The sequence below is a fragment of the Neotabrizicola sp. VNH66 genome, assembly GCF_049445895.1.
GTDB lineage: Bacteria > Pseudomonadota > Alphaproteobacteria > Rhodobacterales > Rhodobacteraceae > Pseudogemmobacter.
Genome location: NZ_JBMSDW010000009.1, coordinates 153,033 through 169,115, shown reverse-complemented (window position 1 = coordinate 169,115; position 16,083 = coordinate 153,033). Strand labels below are relative to the sequence as shown.

Genomic DNA, 16,083 nt, shown 5'->3' with positions numbered 1-16,083 from the left:
GAGCGCCTCGTTATAGGCGGGCCAGTTCCGGGTCTTGTAGGCAGGAGGCGTAGGTCTGCTCATGCCGCCCAGCTACCATGCTGGATTCTCAAGATGAATCCCTCAGGCGATTTGTGCAACAGAGCCGACTCCGCCCCCCGGATCAGATACTCACCCTAATAAACATGATAGAACCACTAGAAGAAGCAGGATCACATTCGGCGGCGAAACCGCCGGGGAGATTCTCGCCAGAAGAAAACTGGTTCAGCTATCCTGCTGCAAGGCGCGAAGCGCACTGGCCTGCCAGCGGCGCAGCCGCCCTGCCGGGGCGCAGCCCTTCCTGCCCGGCGCGGGCGCGATAGGAGGCCCGCCAGAGGGCCACAAGGCCCTTCGCCGCTACCCATGCCTAGGCCCGCGCCGGGAAGGCCCTTCTAGGGGCCTCTATGGCGCGGCAGGGCGCTACAGCCCGAGTTCACCCCGCTTCGCGAGGAGCGCATCCTTGGCGGCAATTGGCGCGTTGCTCGCCAAGAACTCCTCAACCGTGAGTTCCTTGGTGCCTTCAGAAGTCACCTTGCCTTTGTAAGGGTCCATGTGGCTCCATTCGTGACGGACGTGCATGTCGCCGGTGGCATCATCCACCACGAGGTGCCATTCGTCATCATTCTCCGACAAGGCACCAGACATGCGACTATACAGCTTGTATTCCATGCTTCCCCCCGGATGGTGTCCGAATCTGTCGCTTCCCGTCATTCCCTGTCGTTCAAAAAACAGTCCGAACGATGGGAAGAAATGATGGGAAGGTTTTCGCCATCTTCGTGTAAGTTATTGATTTTTATAGTAAATTTCACGGTCAATGGTGGAGCAGAGGGGGATCGAACCCCTGACCTCGTCATTGCGAACGACGCGCTCTCCCAACTGAGCTACTGCCCCAACGACCGTGGGCGTTATCTCACCCAAGGTCGTGGCGATGTCAAGGGTGCGGCGGCGGGAATCATGGGGGCGGAACGCTCAGCCGCGCAGGGTCTGGGTCACGAAATCCACGATGCCCTGCGCGGGGCGGGCCCCGGCCGCACGGGCCAGTTCGCGCCCGTTGCGATAGAGGATCAGCGCCGGAATGCCCCGGATACCGGCCCGCTGCGAGAGGGCCGGGTGATCCTCGGTGTTCAGCTTCATCAGCCGCACCTGCGGAGCCAGCACCTTGGCCGCCTTGGCGAATTCCGGTGCCATCATCCGGCAGGGGCCGCACCACGGCGCCCAGTAATCCACCAGAAGCGGCAGGCCGTCGGCGCGGATCGCCTTGTCATGGCTGGCGGCATCCAGCTCGGCCACGCGGCCATCGGCCAGGGGCTCGCCGCAACTGCCGCAACGCGGCCCGGCAGACAGCCGGTCCAGCGGGATGCGGTTCATCTGGCCGCAGGTCGCGCAGAGCAGCTTGACGGCATCGGGGGCGGCGGTGGCCATGGGCGGACTCCATATTCATCTTGCGGAATATATCGGGGTGCAAACCCCGCCGCGCAAGGGATCAGAGCAGATCCTCTTCCTCGCCCGCGACGTCAATGCCCAAGGCCTCCAGCCCGGATTCCAGATTTTCGGGCAGATGCGGCATGCCGGACAGGTAACTGGCCGTCGGCGTGGTCGCCTCGGCAAAGGCCGTTGCCACCGCCTCGGCATAATCCTCCGGCTCGAACGCGCCACGGCCGACCCAGGCAATGGCGGTCAGATGCGCCTTTTCATCGTCATTCAGCGCGTCGATGAAAGCATGCAGTTCGGCCGCGCCGACCGGCCCCTCCCGCGAGAGGAAGATTACCTGAACCACCTTGCTGGGGCTGATCTCGATCATGGGCGCCACCTCCGGAACCCATGGTCGCCCGGCAGGCGCGCGGGCGCAAGGGGCTATGCGCTCAGGGCGTAGGCAAGGCCATAGGCCGCCGATCCGGCAAGCGTGGCCAGCACGACCGACCGCCGCGGCAGAAAGGCCGCCACGGTCGCCGCAACGCCCGCGGCCAGCGGCAGGCCGTCGCGCGGCACCGGATAAAGCTGCGGCAGGACAGAGGCCACGCAAAGGGTGGCAATGGCCGCCGGTCCGGTCGAGGCCAGAAAGCGCGACAGAAGCCCGCCGGGCTGCGGATCGCGGCGCAGAAGAACGGTCGGCAACACCCGGAACATCCAGTTTGCCGCCCCCGCCAGAACAGCCATTGCCAGCAGCGCCAGGCTCATTTCCGCACCACCCCGGCCAGCGCACCGCAGATCATCCCGGCCAGAATACCCGCCGTCCCGGACCAGACCAGCGTGCCCGCGACGGTGGCCGCGGCAGCAATGACGATGGCCGACACCGCACGGCGCGACAGGATCGACAGGAGCAGCGCCAGAAACAGCGCCGTCAGCATGAAGCCCAGCCCCGCGTTCAGGGCAGGCCAGCTTTCCAGCGCCCCCGCCCCGGCCATGGCCCCCACCGCGGTGCCCAGCACCCATGCCGCATAGGCCGCCAGCCCCAGCCCGAACATATAGGCCTCGGAAAAACGCTGTCCGCGTGCCAAGGCGCCAAGCGCCTGACCGAAAACCTCATCCGTCAGCCCCCATGCCCAGACCCAGGCATGGCGTCGGCTGGCGCCTGCACCCGCCGCCTTCATCAGCGCCGGACCATAAAGCACATGGCGCAGGTTCATGGCGATCAGGGTGAAGGCCGCGACCAGCACCGGCGCCCCGCCGGTGAACAGCGCAATCGCCAGAAACTGCGAGGCCCCGGCATAGACCACCAGCGACAGCATCACCGCCTCGGCCCCGGTCAGCCCGGCCCGGGTGGCCGCAACGCCGAAGGAAAAGGCGATCGGCACATAGCCCGCCACGATGGGCAGGGCCGCCAAAAGGCCGGTTCGAAAGGTCGGGCGGGCTTCGGTCATGACGGGCATGGCTGGCCTGCCGCTGGAAAACTGTCAAGAGGCGGGCCCTCTGGACGAGGCCCCGCCGATGGCCCGAGACGGGCCTATTCCGCTGCCGTCAGATAGTCCGAGACCGGCGGACAGGTGCAGACCAGATTGCGGTCGCCATAGACATTGTCCACCCGGCCCACCGGCGGCCAGTATTTGTCCACCCGGAACGAGGCAGGCGGGAAGCACCCCTGTTCGCGACTGTATTTGCGGGTCCAGTCCGCCACAAGATCGGCCACGGTATGCGGGGCAAACCGCAGCGGGCTGTCTTCGGCCGCGATCTCTCCGGCCTCCACGGAGCGGATTTCGTCGCGGATGGCCAGAAGCGCGGTGATGAACCGGTCGATCTCGGCCTTGGTCTCGCTCTCGGTCGGTTCCACCATCAGGGTTCCGGCCACCGGCCAGCTCATCGTCGGCGCATGGAATCCGTTGTCGATCAGCCGCTTGGCGATGTCATCCACCGTCACGCCCACATCGGCAAAGGGGCGGGTGTCAAGGATGCATTCATGCGCGACCCGGCCCCGGTTGCCCATATACAGGACCTCATAGGCCCCCCGCAGGCGCGAGGCGATGTAGTTCGCGTTCAGGATCGCCACGCGCGTGGCCTGCGTCAGCCCCTCGCCCCCCATCATCAGGCAATAAGCCCAGGAGATCAGCAGGATCGAGGCCGAACCGTATTGCGCCGCCGAAACCGCGCCGTCGCCCCCCGTCTCGGGGTGGCCCGGCAGATGCGGCGCCAGATGCGCCTTGACCCCGATTGGCCCCATGCCCGGGCCGCCACCGCCATGCGGGATGGCAAAGGTCTTGTGCAGGTTCAGGTGGCTGACATCGCCGCCCACCTCACCCGGTTTCACCAGACCGACCATGGCATTCATATTGGCGCCGTCGATATAGACCTGCCCGCCATGCTCATGCGTAATGCGACAGACCTCGCGCACGGTTTCCTCGAACACGCCATGCGTGCTGGGATAGGTGATCATGCAGGCGGCCAGACGGTCGCCCGCCGCGGCGGCCTTTTCGCGGAAATCCTCGACATCCACGTCGCCATTGGCGCTGGATTTGACGACGACCACCTCCATCCCCGCCATCTGCGCGCTGGCCGGATTGGTGCCATGCGCCGAAATTGGGATCAGACAGATGCGGCGCTGATCGTCGCCTCGGGCCTTGTGATAGGCGAGGATCGTCATCAGCCCGGCATATTCCCCCTGCGCGCCGCTGTTGGGCTGCATGGAGAACGCGTCATAGCCGGTGATCGTGCAGAGCTTGGCGGTCAGATCGTCGATGGCCTCCTTGTAGCCAAGCGCCTGATCGGCCGGCACGAACGGGTGCAGGCTGCCGAATTCCGGCCAGGTGATCGGCATCATCTCGGCCGCGGCGTTCAGCTTCATCGTGCAGGAGCCGAGCGGGATCATCGCCCGGTCCAGCGCAAGGTCGCGGTCCGACAACCGGCGCATATAGCGCATCATTTCAGATTCGGCCCGGTTCATGTGGAACACCGGATGGGTCAGATAATCGCTGGTGCGCAACATCGCCTCGGGGAAGCCAAGGCCCGGGTCCAGCGGCGCGACATACAGGATGCCAAAGGCCTTCAGCACCCGCTCCAAGACGCCCTCGTCCGAGGTTTCGTCCAGCGTGATGCCGACGCGGTTCAGCCCGATCTTGCGGAAGTTCAGCCCCTCAGCCCGGGCGGCGGCGAGGATACCCGCCTGCCCCACGCCGACCTCGACCGTGATCGTGTCGAAATAGGCCTCAGGCGCGACCTTGGCCCCCGCGGCGATCAGCGCATGGGCCAGACGGCGGGTCAGGAAATGCACCCGCTCGGCAATGGCGCGCAGACCCTTAGGCCCGTGGAAGACGGCATACATGCTGGCCATCACCGCCAGAAGCGCCTGCGCGGTGCAGACGTTCGACGTGGCCTTTTCGCGGCGGATGTGCTGCTCGCGCGTTTGCAGCGACAGGCGATAGGCGGGGGTGCCATGGCTGTCGACCGAGACGCCGACGATCCGGCCCGGCATGTTGCGCTTGAACGCGTCGCGGCAGGCCATGAAGGCGGCATGCGGCCCGCCATAGCCCATGGGCACGCCAAAGCGCTGCGCCGAGCCCACGGCGATATCGGCACCCATGGCGCCCGGCTCTTTCAGCAGCGTCAGCGCCAGCAGGTCCGTCGCCACCACGGCAATCGCCTTGGCCGCATGCAAAGCCTCGATCTGGGCGGTGAAGTCACGGACATGGCCATAGCTGCCGGGATACTGGAAGATCGCGCCGAAGACCTTCTCCGGTTCCAGCTTGTCGACCATATCCTCGATGATCTCGATGCCGAGAGGTTCGGCCCTTGTGCGGATCACGGCGATGGTCTGCGGGTGGCAGAAGCGGTCGACGAAGAACGCCCGCGCCTTGGACTTGGCGCTGCGTTCGGCCATGGTCATCGCCTCGGCCGCCGCCGTCGCCTCGTCCAGCAGGCTGGCGTTGGCGATATCAAGGCCGGTCAGATCGCAGACCATGGTCTGATAGTTCAGCAGCGCCTCCAGCCGGCCCTGGGCGATTTCGGGCTGATAGGGGGTATAGGCGGTATACCACGCCGGATTTTCCAGAATGTTGCGCTGGATCGCGGGCGGCGTCACCGTGCCGTAATAGCCCTGCCCGATCAGGCTGGTCATCACGCGGTTCTTCTTGGCCACCGCCTCCATCCGGGCCAGCAGCTCATGCTCGGCCAAGGGCGCCCAGTCCAGCGGGGTGGTCTGGCGGATCGAGGCGGGCACCGTCTCGTCGATCAGGGCGTCAAGGCTGGGCACGCCCACCGATTTCAGCATCTCGGCCATCTCGGCCGGAGAGGGGCCGATGTGGCGGCGGTTGGCGAAATCATAGGGGTTGTAGTCGGTCGGGGTGAAGGTCATCTCATCCGTCCTTGGTCATTCCACAAGCGCCGCCAGCTGGGCCAGAGACGAGGCCAAGGCATCGGCGTGATCTTCGGCAGAAATGCCGGGGGGAACATGGGTTGCGGTGATGCGGACACGGGTGCCCGCAGCTTCGGGATCAAAGTGCCAGTCCATCCGCATGACGCCCTGCATCTGCGGATCGTCACTGTCGAAGCGGCTGACAAAGGCCAGATGGCGCGGCGGGTCCAGCGCGACGAACTCGGCCGCCACCACATCCTCGCCCCCGCCGGATTTCCCGGCAATCTCAGGGTCTTCGTAGCGAAGGACAAGGCGGAACGCACCGCCGGGACGCGGGTCGAAGTGATCGACCCGGCCCGACATGCCCCGCGGCGGCAGCCAATGGATCAGCAGGGCCGGATCGGTCCAGCAGGAAAACAGCCGTGCGGCCGGGGCGGCGATCAGCCGTTCGGCACGGTCGGTGCGTCCGGTTGCCATATCACACGTCCCGCCCCTGCCGGTGTCAGCCGATGAAGTCCTTGTATTCGTCCTCGTCCATGAAGCCATCCAGCACGGACAGATCATCGACCTTCATCTTGAAGAACCACGCGGCGCCCAGCGGATCTTCGTTCACCAGCGCCGGGCTGTCGGTCAGCTTGTCATTGACGGCCACGATCTCGCCATCGACCGGGGCCAGAATGTCGGACGCGGCCTTGACGCTTTCGATCACGCAGATCTCGTCCCCCGCAGCCACCTGGGTCTCCGGCTCGGGCAGTTCGACAAAGACCACATCGCCCAGAGCTTCGGCCGCATGTTCGGTGATACCGACCACGACCAGATCGCCGTCAACGCGCAGCCATTCATGTTCCTTGGTGAATTTCATCGCCTTGGGTTCCCTGTTCAGCGTTTGTAATTCGTGGGGTGGAACGGCATGGCCGCCACCGTCACGGGAAGTTTCTTGCCCCGCACCTCGCCCTCCAGCGCGGTACCGGGCATGGCAAAGGCCGCGGGCACATAGCCCATGGCTACCGGCGCCTCGACCGACGGGCCGAAGCCGCCCGAAGTGACGGCGCCCAAGGGCGTGCCATCCGGTGCGAACAGCGCCGTGCCCTCGCGCATCGGCGCCCGGCCCTCGGGGCGCAGACCGACGCGCAGCCGCTCCGGCCCTTCGGTCAGCTCTTTCAGGATGCGGCCCGCGCCGGGGAAGCCGCCTTCCCGCCCGCCGCCCGCGCGGCGGACCTTCTGGATCGCCCAGATCAGCCCCGCCTCGACCGGGCTGGTCGTCTCGTCGATGTCATGGCCGTAGAGGCACAGCCCCGCCTCCAGCCGCAGGCTGTCGCGCGCACCAAGGCCGATGGGCAGCACCTCGGGCATCTCCAGCAACGCGCGGGCCAAGGCCAGCGCCCCGCCCGGATGAACCGAGATTTCAAACCCGTCCTCGCCGGTATAGCCGGAGCGGGAGACCCAGATTTCCCCGAATTCGGTCAGGAAGATCGCGGAATCCATGAATTTCATATCCGCCACGCCCGGCTCCAGCCGGGCCAGCGCCGCCTCGGCCATGGGCCCCTGCAGCGCCAGAAGCGCGCGGTCACCCTGCACCTCGACCTTTGCGACATCAGAGAGATGCGCGGCCAGATGGGCAAAGTCATGTTCCTTGCGCGCGGCATTCACCACCACATAGAAATGGCTGCCGCGGTTGGCAAACATCAGATCGTCCAGAATGCCGCCGGTGTCATTGGTAAACAGGCCATAGCGCTGACGGCCCTTGGCCAGACCCAGCACATCGACAGGCATCAGCCCCTCCAGCGCCAGGGCCAGCGCCTCCATCCCTTGCGTGGGGCGCAGGATCACCTGCCCCATGTGGCTGACATCGAACAGCCCGGCGGCGGCGCGGGTGTGCAGATGTTCCTTCATCACCCCCGCCGGATATTGCACCGGCATGTCGTAGCCTGCGAAAGGCACCATCTTGCCGCCCAGCCCGACGTGAAGGTCGTGCAGCGGCAGGCGCAGAAGATCGGTCAACCCGCGTCTCCCCGTCATATGGCCGGACACAGCCCGGCACCGATCACGGCAGTTCCCCTGCCGCCCGGTGCCCCCTCTGTCCCTGCCGCAACCTGCGGCGCCTGAGATCGTTATCCCTTCGGCGGGCGCGGCTGCGCCACTCTCCAGAGTCTTCCTGCGTGGAACGGTCCCTTGCGCCTGAGAGTTTACCGGGGCGGTTGCTCCTTCGGCACCGAGGCGGTTTTCACCCCCCGGATTCTCCCGATCCACTCCCATCGGTTAGCCCGGCCCGGGGCCGGATGGCAAGCGCAAAAAGCAGAACCGACGGATCGGGCAGGGAAACCGACATCAGGCGGCAGCGGCTGCCCGTTTGCGGATCACCCGCCATGCCAGCCAGACCGCCAGAAGGCCAAAGACGATGCCGCCCACCGACTGGCCGATCAGCACCCCCTGTGCCCCCCACCATTGCGCGCCGACATAGGCAAAGGGCACGGTGCCGATGGTGTGCCGCGCCCAGTTCACCGCTGTGGACTGCATCGCCGCGCCAAGGTTGTTGCAGGCCGCGTTGGAGACGAAGATCAGCCCGTTAAAGAAGAAGAACAGGCTCAGCGGGCCGCAGAACAGATAAAGCAGGTCGCGCGTCAGCCCCTCGGCATGGAACAGATCGGCCAGAGGCGCGCGCAACAGGAACAGCACGGCAGAGACCGCCACGATCACCAGCCCGGTGAACAGAACCGCCTCACGGAAGGTGCGGGCAACCCGGTCCATCCGCCCTGCGCCAAGGTTCTGGCCGAAGATCGGCCCCACCGCCCCCGCCAGCGCGAAGAGCATGGCAAAGGCCACCGGCGTCAGCCGTCCGGCAATCGCCATCCCCGCCACCGCCGCCTCGCCATAGCCGGCGACCATCCGCGTGATCAGCGCCTGCCCCACCGGCGTCGCCATCTGGGTCAGGATCGCCGGGCCGGAGATGGTGAACAGCGGCCGCACCTCCGCCGTCAGTCCCGCCGCCGTGACCGGGGCAAAGCCGCCGATCCGCCGCCAGACCGGCACCAGCGCCACCGCCGTCATCACGATGCGCGACCCCATCCCCGCCAGCGCGGCGCCTTCCAGCCCCCAACCAGCCCAAAGGATCAGGATCGGGTCCAGAATGGCCAGCGCCACCGCCGCCCAGACCGTCACCATCATCGCCGACCGCGCCGCCCCGTAAGAGCGCAGGATCGCGGCCCCGCAGATCCCCGCCATCAGGAGCGGCTGGCTCAGCGTATAAAGCTGCAGGAACAGGATCGTTTCGTCCGCGGTCCGCCCCGTCGCGCCAAGCGCGGGCACGATCCACGGCAAGGCCGCGAAGACCAGCGCCGAAAATGCCGTGCCCAGCACCAGACCAAGGATCAGCCCCCGGGTCGCCCGCTCCCGCGCCAGCCCGGGGTCGCCCTCACCCACCGCGCGCGAGACCCGCGCCGAAATCCCGATCGACAGCCCGATGCCAAAGGCGGTGGTGAAGAACATCACCGCACCCGCATAGCCCACGGCGGCGGTCAGCACCGGATCCATCAGCCATGAGATATAGATCATGTTGATCAGATCGACGATGAAGATCGCCATCAGCCCGACCGAGCCGGTCAGCGACATCACCGCCACATGGCGGAACAGATTGCCCTCGACAAACCGCGCCTGCGCCATGGCGCCCTCCCGCTTCCCGCAACGGGGGCGCAGCCGCCCCTATTTTCTGTCTGAGAATATCCTCCGGGGGTCCGGGGGGCGAAGCGCCCCCGGGGCAGCGGCAGGATCAGACGCCCGCCACCTTGCGCAGATGCGGCATGAGTTCGGCCATATCCGGCCCATGCGCCTGCCCGGTCAGCGCCTTGCGCAGCGGCATGAAGAGATCGCGGCCCTTGCGCCCGGTCGCCGCCTTGACCGCGCCCGTCCACTCGCCCCAGGTCGCCGCAGTCCAGGGCTGCGGCGGCAAAAGCGCCATGGCCTGCGCCACGAAATCGCGGTCGGCCTCGTCCACCACCGGCTCGGCCCCCTCGCTGAAGAGCCGCCACCACCCCGCCAGATCGTCCAGCACCGTGATATTGGCCTTCGCCACCGCCCAGAAGCCCTCGGCCTCGTCCGCCGGCACGCCAAGCGCGGCGATCCGCTCGCGCACAGAAGCGAAGGGCAGGCCCTGTACATGGGCGCGCGTCAGCGGGAACAGGTTCTCCGCATCGAATTCGGTCGGCGCAGTGCCGAAGCTGCCGATGTCGAAGCCCTCGGCCAGTTCGTCCAGCGACCCGGCCAGTTCCACCGGCTTCGACGAGCCGAGCCGCGCCATCAGCGACAGAAGCGCCATCGGCTCCACACCCGCCGCGCGCAGATCGCGCAAGGACAGCGCGCCCAGCCGTTTCGACAGTTTCTCGCCCCCGGGGCCTGACAGCAGCGAATGATGCGCGAATTCGGGCGGGGTGCCGCCAAGCGCCTCCATGATCTGGATCTGCGTCGCGGTGTTCGTCACATGGTCGGCACCGCGGACGATATGGGTCACCCCCATCTCCACATCATCGACCGAGGAGGCGAAGGTGTACAGCACCTGGCCGTCGGCCCGGATCAGCACCGGGTCCGAGACCGAGGCCGCGTCGATGGAGATCGGGCCGATGATCCCGTCATTCCACTCGATCCGGGTCTGGTTCAGGAGGAACCGCCAGTAGCCCGGTTGCCCCGCCCCGCGCAAAGCCTCTTTCTGCTCCGCCGACAGCGCCAGCGCGGCGCGGTCGTAGACCGGCGGGCGGCCCATGCCGATCTGCTTCTTGCGCTTCAGGTCCAGCTCGGTCGGGGTCTCGAAACATTCGTAGAACCGCCCCTCGGCCCGCAGCCGGTCGGCCGCCTCGCGGTAGCGGTCATAGCGGTGCGACTGCCGCTCCACCCGGTCCCAGTGCAGGCCCAGCCACTCCAGATCCTGCATCAGCGCGTCGATATATTCCTGCTTCGACCGCTCCTGATCGGTGTCGTCCAGCCGCAGGATGAAGGTGCCGCCCGACTTGCGGGCGATCAGATAGTTCATCAGCGCGGTGCGCAGGTTGCCCACATGGATATAGCCGGTGGGCGAAGGGGCAAAACGGGTGACGACGGGTCGCGACATGACGGTCTCCTTGACCGGCTTCCCTTGGCACAGCCCCCCGCGATTGTCCAGTTTCCCCGCCCGCGCGCCCCGCACAGCCGTGTTGATCCAATGGCATGGCCGCGGGGCGCGGCCATAATCCTTTTGCCTCGCCTGCGGCGCTTGTGCGCCTTGGCTCAGGCAGGCGCTCCGCGCGGGGATATTTGGACAAAGTGGAAAGCCCATTCCAGTTTGCCCAAATATCCCGGGGGAGTCTCCGCAGGAGACGGGGGCAGCGCCCCCTTCCCCGGCCGCGGCGGGGCGCCTATGTTTGCCGCATGACACATCCCTTGCCCGAGACCATCGCCCCCTCCCTTGAGCTGATCGAACAGCTGGCTCATGACGCCGTGGCCAACCTGCCCGATCCCTGGCGCGAACCGGCCACCCATGTGGTTTTGCGGATCGAGGATTTCCCGCCCGAAGAGATGCTGGAGGCGATGGATCTGAACGACCCCTTCGAGCTGACCGGGCTTTACGAAGGCATCCCCCTGACCGAGAAATCCGTCCATGATCAGCCGATGCACCCGGATCTGATCTGGTTGTTCCGCCGCCCCATTCTGGATGAATGGGCCGAGCGCGGCGATGTCTCCATCGGCGAGCTGATCACCCATGTGGTGGTGCATGAGCTGGCCCATCATTTCGGCTGGAGTGATGAGGACATCGCCCGGATCGACCGCTGGTGGGAGTGATCCGGTCACGTCCCTGTGAGGGGAAGTGAACCGTTCCCGTCCCTGAACCGTCTTATCCTTCAGTGACCAGATCTCAGGAGGATGCCATGACGACTTTCAAGCCGCCGCATTTCCCGGTGGGGGGCCTCTCGCGCCGGCAGGCGCTGACCGCCGCCGCCCTGCTTCCCGCCGCTGCCACGATGGCCCCCATGCTCAGCCCGACCCGCGCCACCGCCCAGACCACCCCTGCCCAGGCCGCCCCTGCCGGCCCCGGCGTGCCGCCGTTTTACCGTGTCGCACTTGGCGGGTTCGAGGTCACCGCTTTGCTGGCCGGGTCACGCCTTCTGGAAAATCCGAAGGAGACCTTCGGCACCAATGCCAGCGACGAGGATTTCGCCGCCGCCGCGGCCGAGAATTTCCTGCCCGCGGACAAGAGCCGCAATTTCTTTACCCCGGTTCTGGTGAACACCGGCACGGATCTGGTGCTCTTCGATGCCGGCCTTGCTCCTGAGGGCATCGTCACCGCGCTGGCCGCCGCCGGGGTCTCGCCCGAACAGATCAGTGCCGTGGTGCTGACCCATATGCACGGTGACCATATCGGCGGGCTGGCCGCCGAAGACGGGACGCCCACCTTTGCCAATGCCCGCTATATCACCGGACGGGCGGAATATGATCATTGGGCCGGGCAGACGAACGAAGGTTTCGACGCCAAGGTCCGCCCGCTGGCCGAAAAGATGACTTTTCTGGAAGACGGCGGAGAGGCGATGACCGGCATCACCGCCCTGCTGGCCCCCGGCCATACGCCCGGTCACATGATCTATCATCTGGAAAGCGGTGGCCAGCGGCTGGCACTGACGGCGGATACGGCGAACCACTATGTCTTCTCGCTGCAATATCCCGACTGGGAGGTGCGCTTCGATGCCGACAAGGCGGGGGCGGCGGCCAGCCGGCGCAAGGTCTTTGGCATGATCGCCACCGACCGTATCCCCTTCATCGGCTATCACATGCCCTTCCCGGCCTTTGGCTATGCCGAGCCGAAGGGCGACGGCTTCCGCTTCGTGCCGCACAGCTATCAGCTGATGCTGCAGGGCTGAGACACCAACCCGGCCGCAAGGGCGTTTCCTGCGCGGCCGGGCCGGGCTATCCTGCGCCATCCCTTGCAGGAGACCGCCCGATGACCCCGCCCGCGCCGATCCTGACCCTGACGCTGAACCCTGCGCTGGACATGGCGACCGAGGTGGCCGAGATCATTCCCGGCCACAAGCTGCGTTGTGGCGAGCCCCTGCTGGACCCTGGTGGCGGCGGACTGAACGTCAGCCGGGCCATCCGCGCGCTTGGCGGCGAAAGCCTTGCCTTGGTGGCGCTTGGCGGGCTGTCGGGCGACCGGCTGGCCGGGCTCATCCGGCAGGCGGGCGTGACCTTCCTGTCGATACTTGGCCCGGGAGAGACGCGGACCTCGCTTTCGGTGCGGGAAACCGCGACCGGGCGGCAATACCGCTTCATGCTGCCCGGCCCGATCTGGGGCAAGGCCGAGCGGGAAAGGGTCTTCACCCTCCTGCGCGCCACAGCCCGGCCCGGCGGGTTTTCGGTGATCTCCGGCAGCCAGCCGCCGGGCATGCCGGTGGGCTTTGCCAGTGAACTGGCCGAGGCGATGCCGGACAGCCGCACTATCCTTGACACCTCGGGCAAGCCCTTGGTCGAGGCGGTGAAACGCCCGGTTCCGGGGCTGGAAATCCTGCGGATGGACGGCGAAGAGGCCGAAAGCCTGACCGGCGACCCACTGACCAGCCGCGAAGAGACGGCCGATTTCGCCCAGAGCCTTGTCCGGCAGGGCGTGGCGCGCAAGGTGGTGGTGGCGCGCGGCGCCGATGGCAATGTGCTGGCCACCGCGGACCGCCGCATCTTTGCCCGCGCGCCGCAGGTGGCGGTGAAATCCGCCGTCGGTGCGGGTGACAGCTTCGTCGCGGGGCTGGTCCTCGCCCTTGCCCGCGGCCAGTCCGATGACGAGGCACTGGCGCTGGCCGGGGCGGCCGCCGCAGCCGCCGTGATGACCGAGGCGACACAACTCTGCCGCCCCGAAGACGTGATGCGCCTTCTGCCACAATCGGTGGTCACCGCCGTCTGATCAATAGCCGCGGCTGCGGTCCACCAGATGCAGGAAGGGCATCCCCGCCTCGCCCCGGCGGATGTTCTCGGCAATCACCTGAACGGCCGATGAGGTCCGCGTCGCCGCCGCCACATGCGGGGTGACGGTCACCCGCGGATGCGCCCAGAACGGATGTCCGGCGGGCAAGGGCTCCACCCGGAACACATCCAGCGTGGCATGGGCCAGATCGCCGCGGTCCAGCGCGGCAAGAAGCGCGTCATCGTCGATCAACGCCCCCCGCCCGGGGTTCACGATCACCGCCCCCCGTGGCAGATGCGCCAGCGAGACGGCATTCAGGATGTTCTCCGTCTCTGGCGTCCGCGGCAGCAGCGTGACCACGATCTGGGCCGAGGACAACGCCTGCACCAGACCCTCCGGCCCATGGACGGTGGAAAGGCCCGGTATCTCCTTCGCGGTCCGGCTCCACCCCGTCACCGGAAAGTTCAGCGCCTGCAACGCGCGCGCGACCGCCAGCCCCAGCTCTCCGACCCCCAGAACGGTGACCGGCCGCGCCCGCGCCAAGGGCGGCCCGCCCGGCTGCCACAGATGGGCCGGGTTCTGGATATGGCGGTCCATCCCCAGATGGTGGCGCAGTACATGACCCGTCACCCATTCGACCATGCCCTCGGTCAGTCCGGGATCGACCATCCGGCACAGCGGCTGCGTCAGGCTCCGGTTGCCCACGATCCGCTCCACCCCCGCCCAAAGCGACAGGACCGCCTTCGTGCCGGAGTAGGGCGCGAAATCCTGCAAAGGAGCCGAGGGCGCGTAGACGATGTAATCGACCGCGGCAGGATCGGGGGCCTCGGTCACGATCTGCGCCTCCACCCCCGCCGCCGCCAGCGCCGGCGCGAGATGGGGTTCGTAATCGGGCCAAAGGTCGGGGGCGGCAAACAGGATCAGCGTCATGGCCGCAGACTGCGCCGCAGGCTGCGCCCTTGTCCAGCCATCAAACGGAGCGGCCGCAGGCGGCCGCAATCCTTGGTCCTCGCCTCTGGCGCGTTCCGCGCCAACCGGCTCAGACATGCGCTCCGCGCGGGGATATTTGAACAAAGTGGAAAACCCATTCCAGTTTGCCCAAATATCCCGGGGGAGTCGCGGCACGCGACGGGGGCAGCGCCCCCGCCCGAGGGCCCGCGTGGACCACGCGGGGCCGAGACAAAAGACCCGCGGCGCAGCCGCTCCGCAAGGTCAGCGGCAGGGGTCAGCGGGGACGGTGGACATGGGCGCTCTGGACCAGACCGAAACCCACGAGGATCACCAGCATGGCCGAACCACCATAGCTCAACAGCGGCAGCGGCACGCCCACCACAGGTGCCATCCCCATCACCATCGACAGGTTCACCGCGATGTAGAAGAAGAAGTTCGCCGCCACCCCGATGATGAGGAGCGACGAGAACCTGTCGCGGTTCTGCAGCGCGGCGACCATGCAGAAGCCGATGATCAGCGCATAAAGCGCCAGCAGTGAGAAAGCACCGATGAAGCCGAATTCCTCGGCCAGCGTGGTGAAGATGAAATCGGTGTGCTTTTCGGGCAGAAAGTTCAGCCGCGACTGGGTGCCCTGCATGAAGCCCTTGCCGCTCCACCCGCCGGAGCCGAGGGCGATCTTGGCCTGGATGATGTTGTAGCCCGCCCCCAAGGGATCGGCCGAGGGGTCAAGGAAGGTGTCGATCCGGCGATACTGGTAGTCGTGCAGGAACTGCCATGGGGTGCCCCGGGTCAGGAACACCCCCGCCACCGCCCCGACGGACAGGCTGATCACGCCTGCGAAATACCACAGGCTGACACCCGCGGCGAACATCACCGCCCCGCCCGCCAGAAGGAGCATCAGCGAGGTGCCGAGGTTCGGCTGCATCAGCACCAGCACCGTCGGCGCCACCGTCAGCAGGACCGGGATCAGCACCCAGAGCGGGCGCGAGACCTTGCGGATGTCCAGCCAGTCATAATAGGCGGCCAGCATCATCACGAGGCTGAACTTCATCATTTCCGACGGCTGCAGGCGCAGGGGGCCGATGTCGATCCAGCGCTGCGCGCCCATGCCCACCTGCCCCATGATCTCGACCAGGATCAGCAGGATGAAGGCCACGATATAGGCCGCGCCCGCCATGCTGCGCCAGACCCAGACCGGGACCATGGCCACAGTGAACATCAGGACCAGCCCCACGCCCAGAACCTGCGCCTGCCGCCGGGCCCAGATGTCGAAATCGCCCCCCGCGATGGAATAGAGCATCAGGATCCCGACCGAGGCCACGGCGATCACCAGCACCACAAGGGGCCAGTTGATATACAGCACCTTGCGGAAGCCGGTCGGCACCTGTTTCAGGCGGTTCTCGAAAAAGGCCATGGCGGGTCC

At 66.8% G+C, this 16,083-nt stretch carries 16 protein-coding genes, 1 tRNA gene and 1 riboswitch; of the genes, 3 read left to right on the top strand and 14 right to left on the bottom strand.

Going from position 1 to position 16,083, the window contains the following annotated elements; all coding sequences use genetic code 11:
• Window positions 1–438 precede the first annotated feature (438 nt).
• The 12 genes from ACO2Q5_RS14645 to gltX form a co-directional block, all read right to left on the bottom strand.
• Window positions 439–687 carry a hypothetical protein gene (locus ACO2Q5_RS14645; RefSeq protein WP_423292310.1) on the bottom strand — a complete coding sequence of 83 codons (249 nt, stop codon included), beginning with the start codon at window positions 685–687 and terminating at the stop codon, window positions 439–441.
• A gap of 146 nt (window positions 688–833) precedes the next feature.
• Window positions 834–909: transfer RNA gene (locus tag ACO2Q5_RS14640), tRNA-Ala, on the bottom strand.
• 78 nt (window positions 910–987) lie between these two features.
• Window positions 988–1,440 (bottom strand): thioredoxin TrxC, encoded by a 453-nt coding sequence (gene trxC / locus ACO2Q5_RS14635; protein ID WP_423292308.1) that lies wholly within the window; start codon window positions 1,438–1,440, stop codon window positions 988–990.
• A 61-nt stretch (window positions 1,441–1,501) separates the two neighbouring features.
• Entirely contained in the window at window positions 1,502–1,819 is a 318-nt protein-coding gene (locus ACO2Q5_RS14630; RefSeq protein ID WP_423292306.1) for a DUF3775 domain-containing protein, read from the bottom strand.
• A 53-nt stretch (window positions 1,820–1,872) separates the two neighbouring features.
• On the bottom strand, window positions 1,873–2,196 hold the full coding sequence (locus ACO2Q5_RS14625) for an AzlD domain-containing protein (protein ID WP_423292304.1): 324 nt from the start codon (window positions 2,194–2,196) through the stop codon (window positions 1,873–1,875).
• A complete protein-coding gene (locus tag ACO2Q5_RS14620) occupies window positions 2,193–2,888 on the bottom strand; it encodes an AzlC family ABC transporter permease (RefSeq protein ID WP_423292302.1) in 696 nt (231 codons plus the stop codon). Before ACO2Q5_RS14620 ends, ACO2Q5_RS14625 begins: the two co-directional genes overlap by 4 nt.
• Before the next feature lie 74 nt (window positions 2,889–2,962).
• The gene (gene gcvP / locus ACO2Q5_RS14615; protein ID WP_423292300.1) at window positions 2,963–5,800 is read right to left on the bottom strand and encodes an aminomethyl-transferring glycine dehydrogenase; all 2,838 of its coding nucleotides are present in this window, start codon (window positions 5,798–5,800) and stop codon (window positions 2,963–2,965) included.
• Between the two features lie 15 nt (window positions 5,801–5,815).
• A complete protein-coding gene (locus ACO2Q5_RS14610; RefSeq protein ID WP_423292298.1) occupies window positions 5,816–6,277 on the bottom strand; it encodes an SRPBCC domain-containing protein in 462 nt (153 codons plus the stop codon).
• Window positions 6,278–6,302: 25 nt separating this feature from the next.
• Complete coding sequence (gene gcvH, locus ACO2Q5_RS14605) at window positions 6,303–6,662, bottom strand: glycine cleavage system protein GcvH (RefSeq protein WP_423292296.1); 360 nt, start codon at window positions 6,660–6,662, stop codon at window positions 6,303–6,305.
• 17 nt (window positions 6,663–6,679) lie between these two features.
• Window positions 6,680–7,819, bottom strand: coding sequence for a glycine cleavage system aminomethyltransferase GcvT (gcvT, locus tag ACO2Q5_RS14600; RefSeq protein WP_423292294.1), 1,140 nt, complete (start codon window positions 7,817–7,819; stop codon window positions 6,680–6,682).
• Window positions 7,820–7,955: 136 nt separating this feature from the next.
• A riboswitch (glycine riboswitch) is annotated at window positions 7,956–8,054 on the bottom strand.
• Between the two features lie 74 nt (window positions 8,055–8,128).
• On the bottom strand, window positions 8,129–9,460 hold the full coding sequence (locus tag ACO2Q5_RS14595) for an MATE family efflux transporter (protein ID WP_423292292.1): 1,332 nt from the start codon (window positions 9,458–9,460) through the stop codon (window positions 8,129–8,131).
• A 106-nt stretch (window positions 9,461–9,566) separates the two neighbouring features.
• The gene (gene gltX, locus ACO2Q5_RS14590; protein ID WP_423292290.1) at window positions 9,567–10,898 is read right to left on the bottom strand and encodes a glutamate--tRNA ligase; all 1,332 of its coding nucleotides are present in this window, start codon (window positions 10,896–10,898) and stop codon (window positions 9,567–9,569) included.
• A 296-nt stretch (window positions 10,899–11,194) separates the two neighbouring features.
• Between gltX and ACO2Q5_RS14585 the strand changes: the two genes are divergently transcribed.
• The 3 genes from ACO2Q5_RS14585 (at window position 11,195) to ACO2Q5_RS14575 (ending at window position 13,709) form a co-directional block, all read left to right on the top strand.
• Window positions 11,195–11,605, top strand: coding sequence for a metallopeptidase family protein (locus tag ACO2Q5_RS14585; RefSeq protein WP_423292288.1), 411 nt, complete (start codon window positions 11,195–11,197; stop codon window positions 11,603–11,605).
• 86 nt (window positions 11,606–11,691) lie between these two features.
• Entirely contained in the window at window positions 11,692–12,678 is a 987-nt protein-coding gene (locus ACO2Q5_RS14580) for an MBL fold metallo-hydrolase (protein WP_423292286.1), read from the top strand.
• Window positions 12,679–12,758: 80 nt separating this feature from the next.
• Window positions 12,759–13,709, top strand: a complete 951-nt coding sequence (locus tag ACO2Q5_RS14575) for a 1-phosphofructokinase family hexose kinase (protein WP_423292284.1) — start codon at window positions 12,759–12,761, stop codon at window positions 13,707–13,709.
• On the opposite strand, the gene ACO2Q5_RS14570 is transcribed toward ACO2Q5_RS14575, so the two are convergent.
• Together ACO2Q5_RS14570 and rodA are read right to left on the bottom strand one after the other, a co-directional pair.
• A complete protein-coding gene (locus ACO2Q5_RS14570) occupies window positions 13,710–14,639 on the bottom strand; it encodes a 2-hydroxyacid dehydrogenase (protein ID WP_423292282.1) in 930 nt (309 codons plus the stop codon).
• A 295-nt stretch (window positions 14,640–14,934) separates the two neighbouring features.
• Window positions 14,935–16,074 carry a rod shape-determining protein RodA gene (gene rodA / locus ACO2Q5_RS14565; RefSeq protein WP_423292280.1) on the bottom strand — a complete coding sequence of 380 codons (1,140 nt, stop codon included), beginning with the start codon at window positions 16,072–16,074 and terminating at the stop codon, window positions 14,935–14,937.
• Window positions 16,075–16,083 lie beyond the last annotated feature (9 nt).

Bases quoted from the DNA above. Each gene is read 5' to 3' on its own strand.
- gcvH (WP_423292296.1), bottom strand. From the start codon at position 6,662: ATGAAATTCACCAAGGAACATGAATGGCTGCGCGTTGACGGCGATCTG.
- ACO2Q5_RS14610 (WP_423292298.1), bottom strand. From the start codon at position 6,277: ATGGCAACCGGACGCACCGACCGTGCCGAACGGCTGATCGCCGCCCCG.
- ACO2Q5_RS14625 (WP_423292304.1), bottom strand. From the start codon at position 2,196: ATGAGCCTGGCGCTGCTGGCAATGGCTGTTCTGGCGGGGGCGGCAAAC.
- gltX (WP_423292290.1), bottom strand. From the start codon at position 10,898: ATGTCGCGACCCGTCGTCACCCGTTTTGCCCCTTCGCCCACCGGCTAT.
- ACO2Q5_RS14595 (WP_423292292.1), bottom strand. From the start codon at position 9,460: ATGGCGCAGGCGCGGTTTGTCGAGGGCAATCTGTTCCGCCATGTGGCG.
- ACO2Q5_RS14585 (WP_423292288.1), top strand. From the start codon at position 11,195: ATGACACATCCCTTGCCCGAGACCATCGCCCCCTCCCTTGAGCTGATC.
- ACO2Q5_RS14630 (WP_423292306.1), bottom strand. From the start codon at position 1,819: ATGATCGAGATCAGCCCCAGCAAGGTGGTTCAGGTAATCTTCCTCTCG.
- rodA (WP_423292280.1), bottom strand. From the start codon at position 16,074: ATGGCCTTTTTCGAGAACCGCCTGAAACAGGTGCCGACCGGCTTCCGC.
- trxC (WP_423292308.1), bottom strand. From the start codon at position 1,440: ATGGCCACCGCCGCCCCCGATGCCGTCAAGCTGCTCTGCGCGACCTGC.
- ACO2Q5_RS14620 (WP_423292302.1), bottom strand. From the start codon at position 2,888: ATGCCCGTCATGACCGAAGCCCGCCCGACCTTTCGAACCGGCCTTTTG.
- gcvT (WP_423292294.1), bottom strand. From the start codon at position 7,819: ATGACGGGGAGACGCGGGTTGACCGATCTTCTGCGCCTGCCGCTGCAC.
- ACO2Q5_RS14580 (WP_423292286.1), top strand. From the start codon at position 11,692: ATGACGACTTTCAAGCCGCCGCATTTCCCGGTGGGGGGCCTCTCGCGC.
- ACO2Q5_RS14645 (WP_423292310.1), bottom strand. From the start codon at position 687: ATGGAATACAAGCTGTATAGTCGCATGTCTGGTGCCTTGTCGGAGAAT.
- gcvP (WP_423292300.1), bottom strand. From the start codon at position 5,800: ATGACCTTCACCCCGACCGACTACAACCCCTATGATTTCGCCAACCGC.
- ACO2Q5_RS14570 (WP_423292282.1), bottom strand. From the start codon at position 14,639: ATGACGCTGATCCTGTTTGCCGCCCCCGACCTTTGGCCCGATTACGAA.
- ACO2Q5_RS14575 (WP_423292284.1), top strand. From the start codon at position 12,759: ATGACCCCGCCCGCGCCGATCCTGACCCTGACGCTGAACCCTGCGCTG.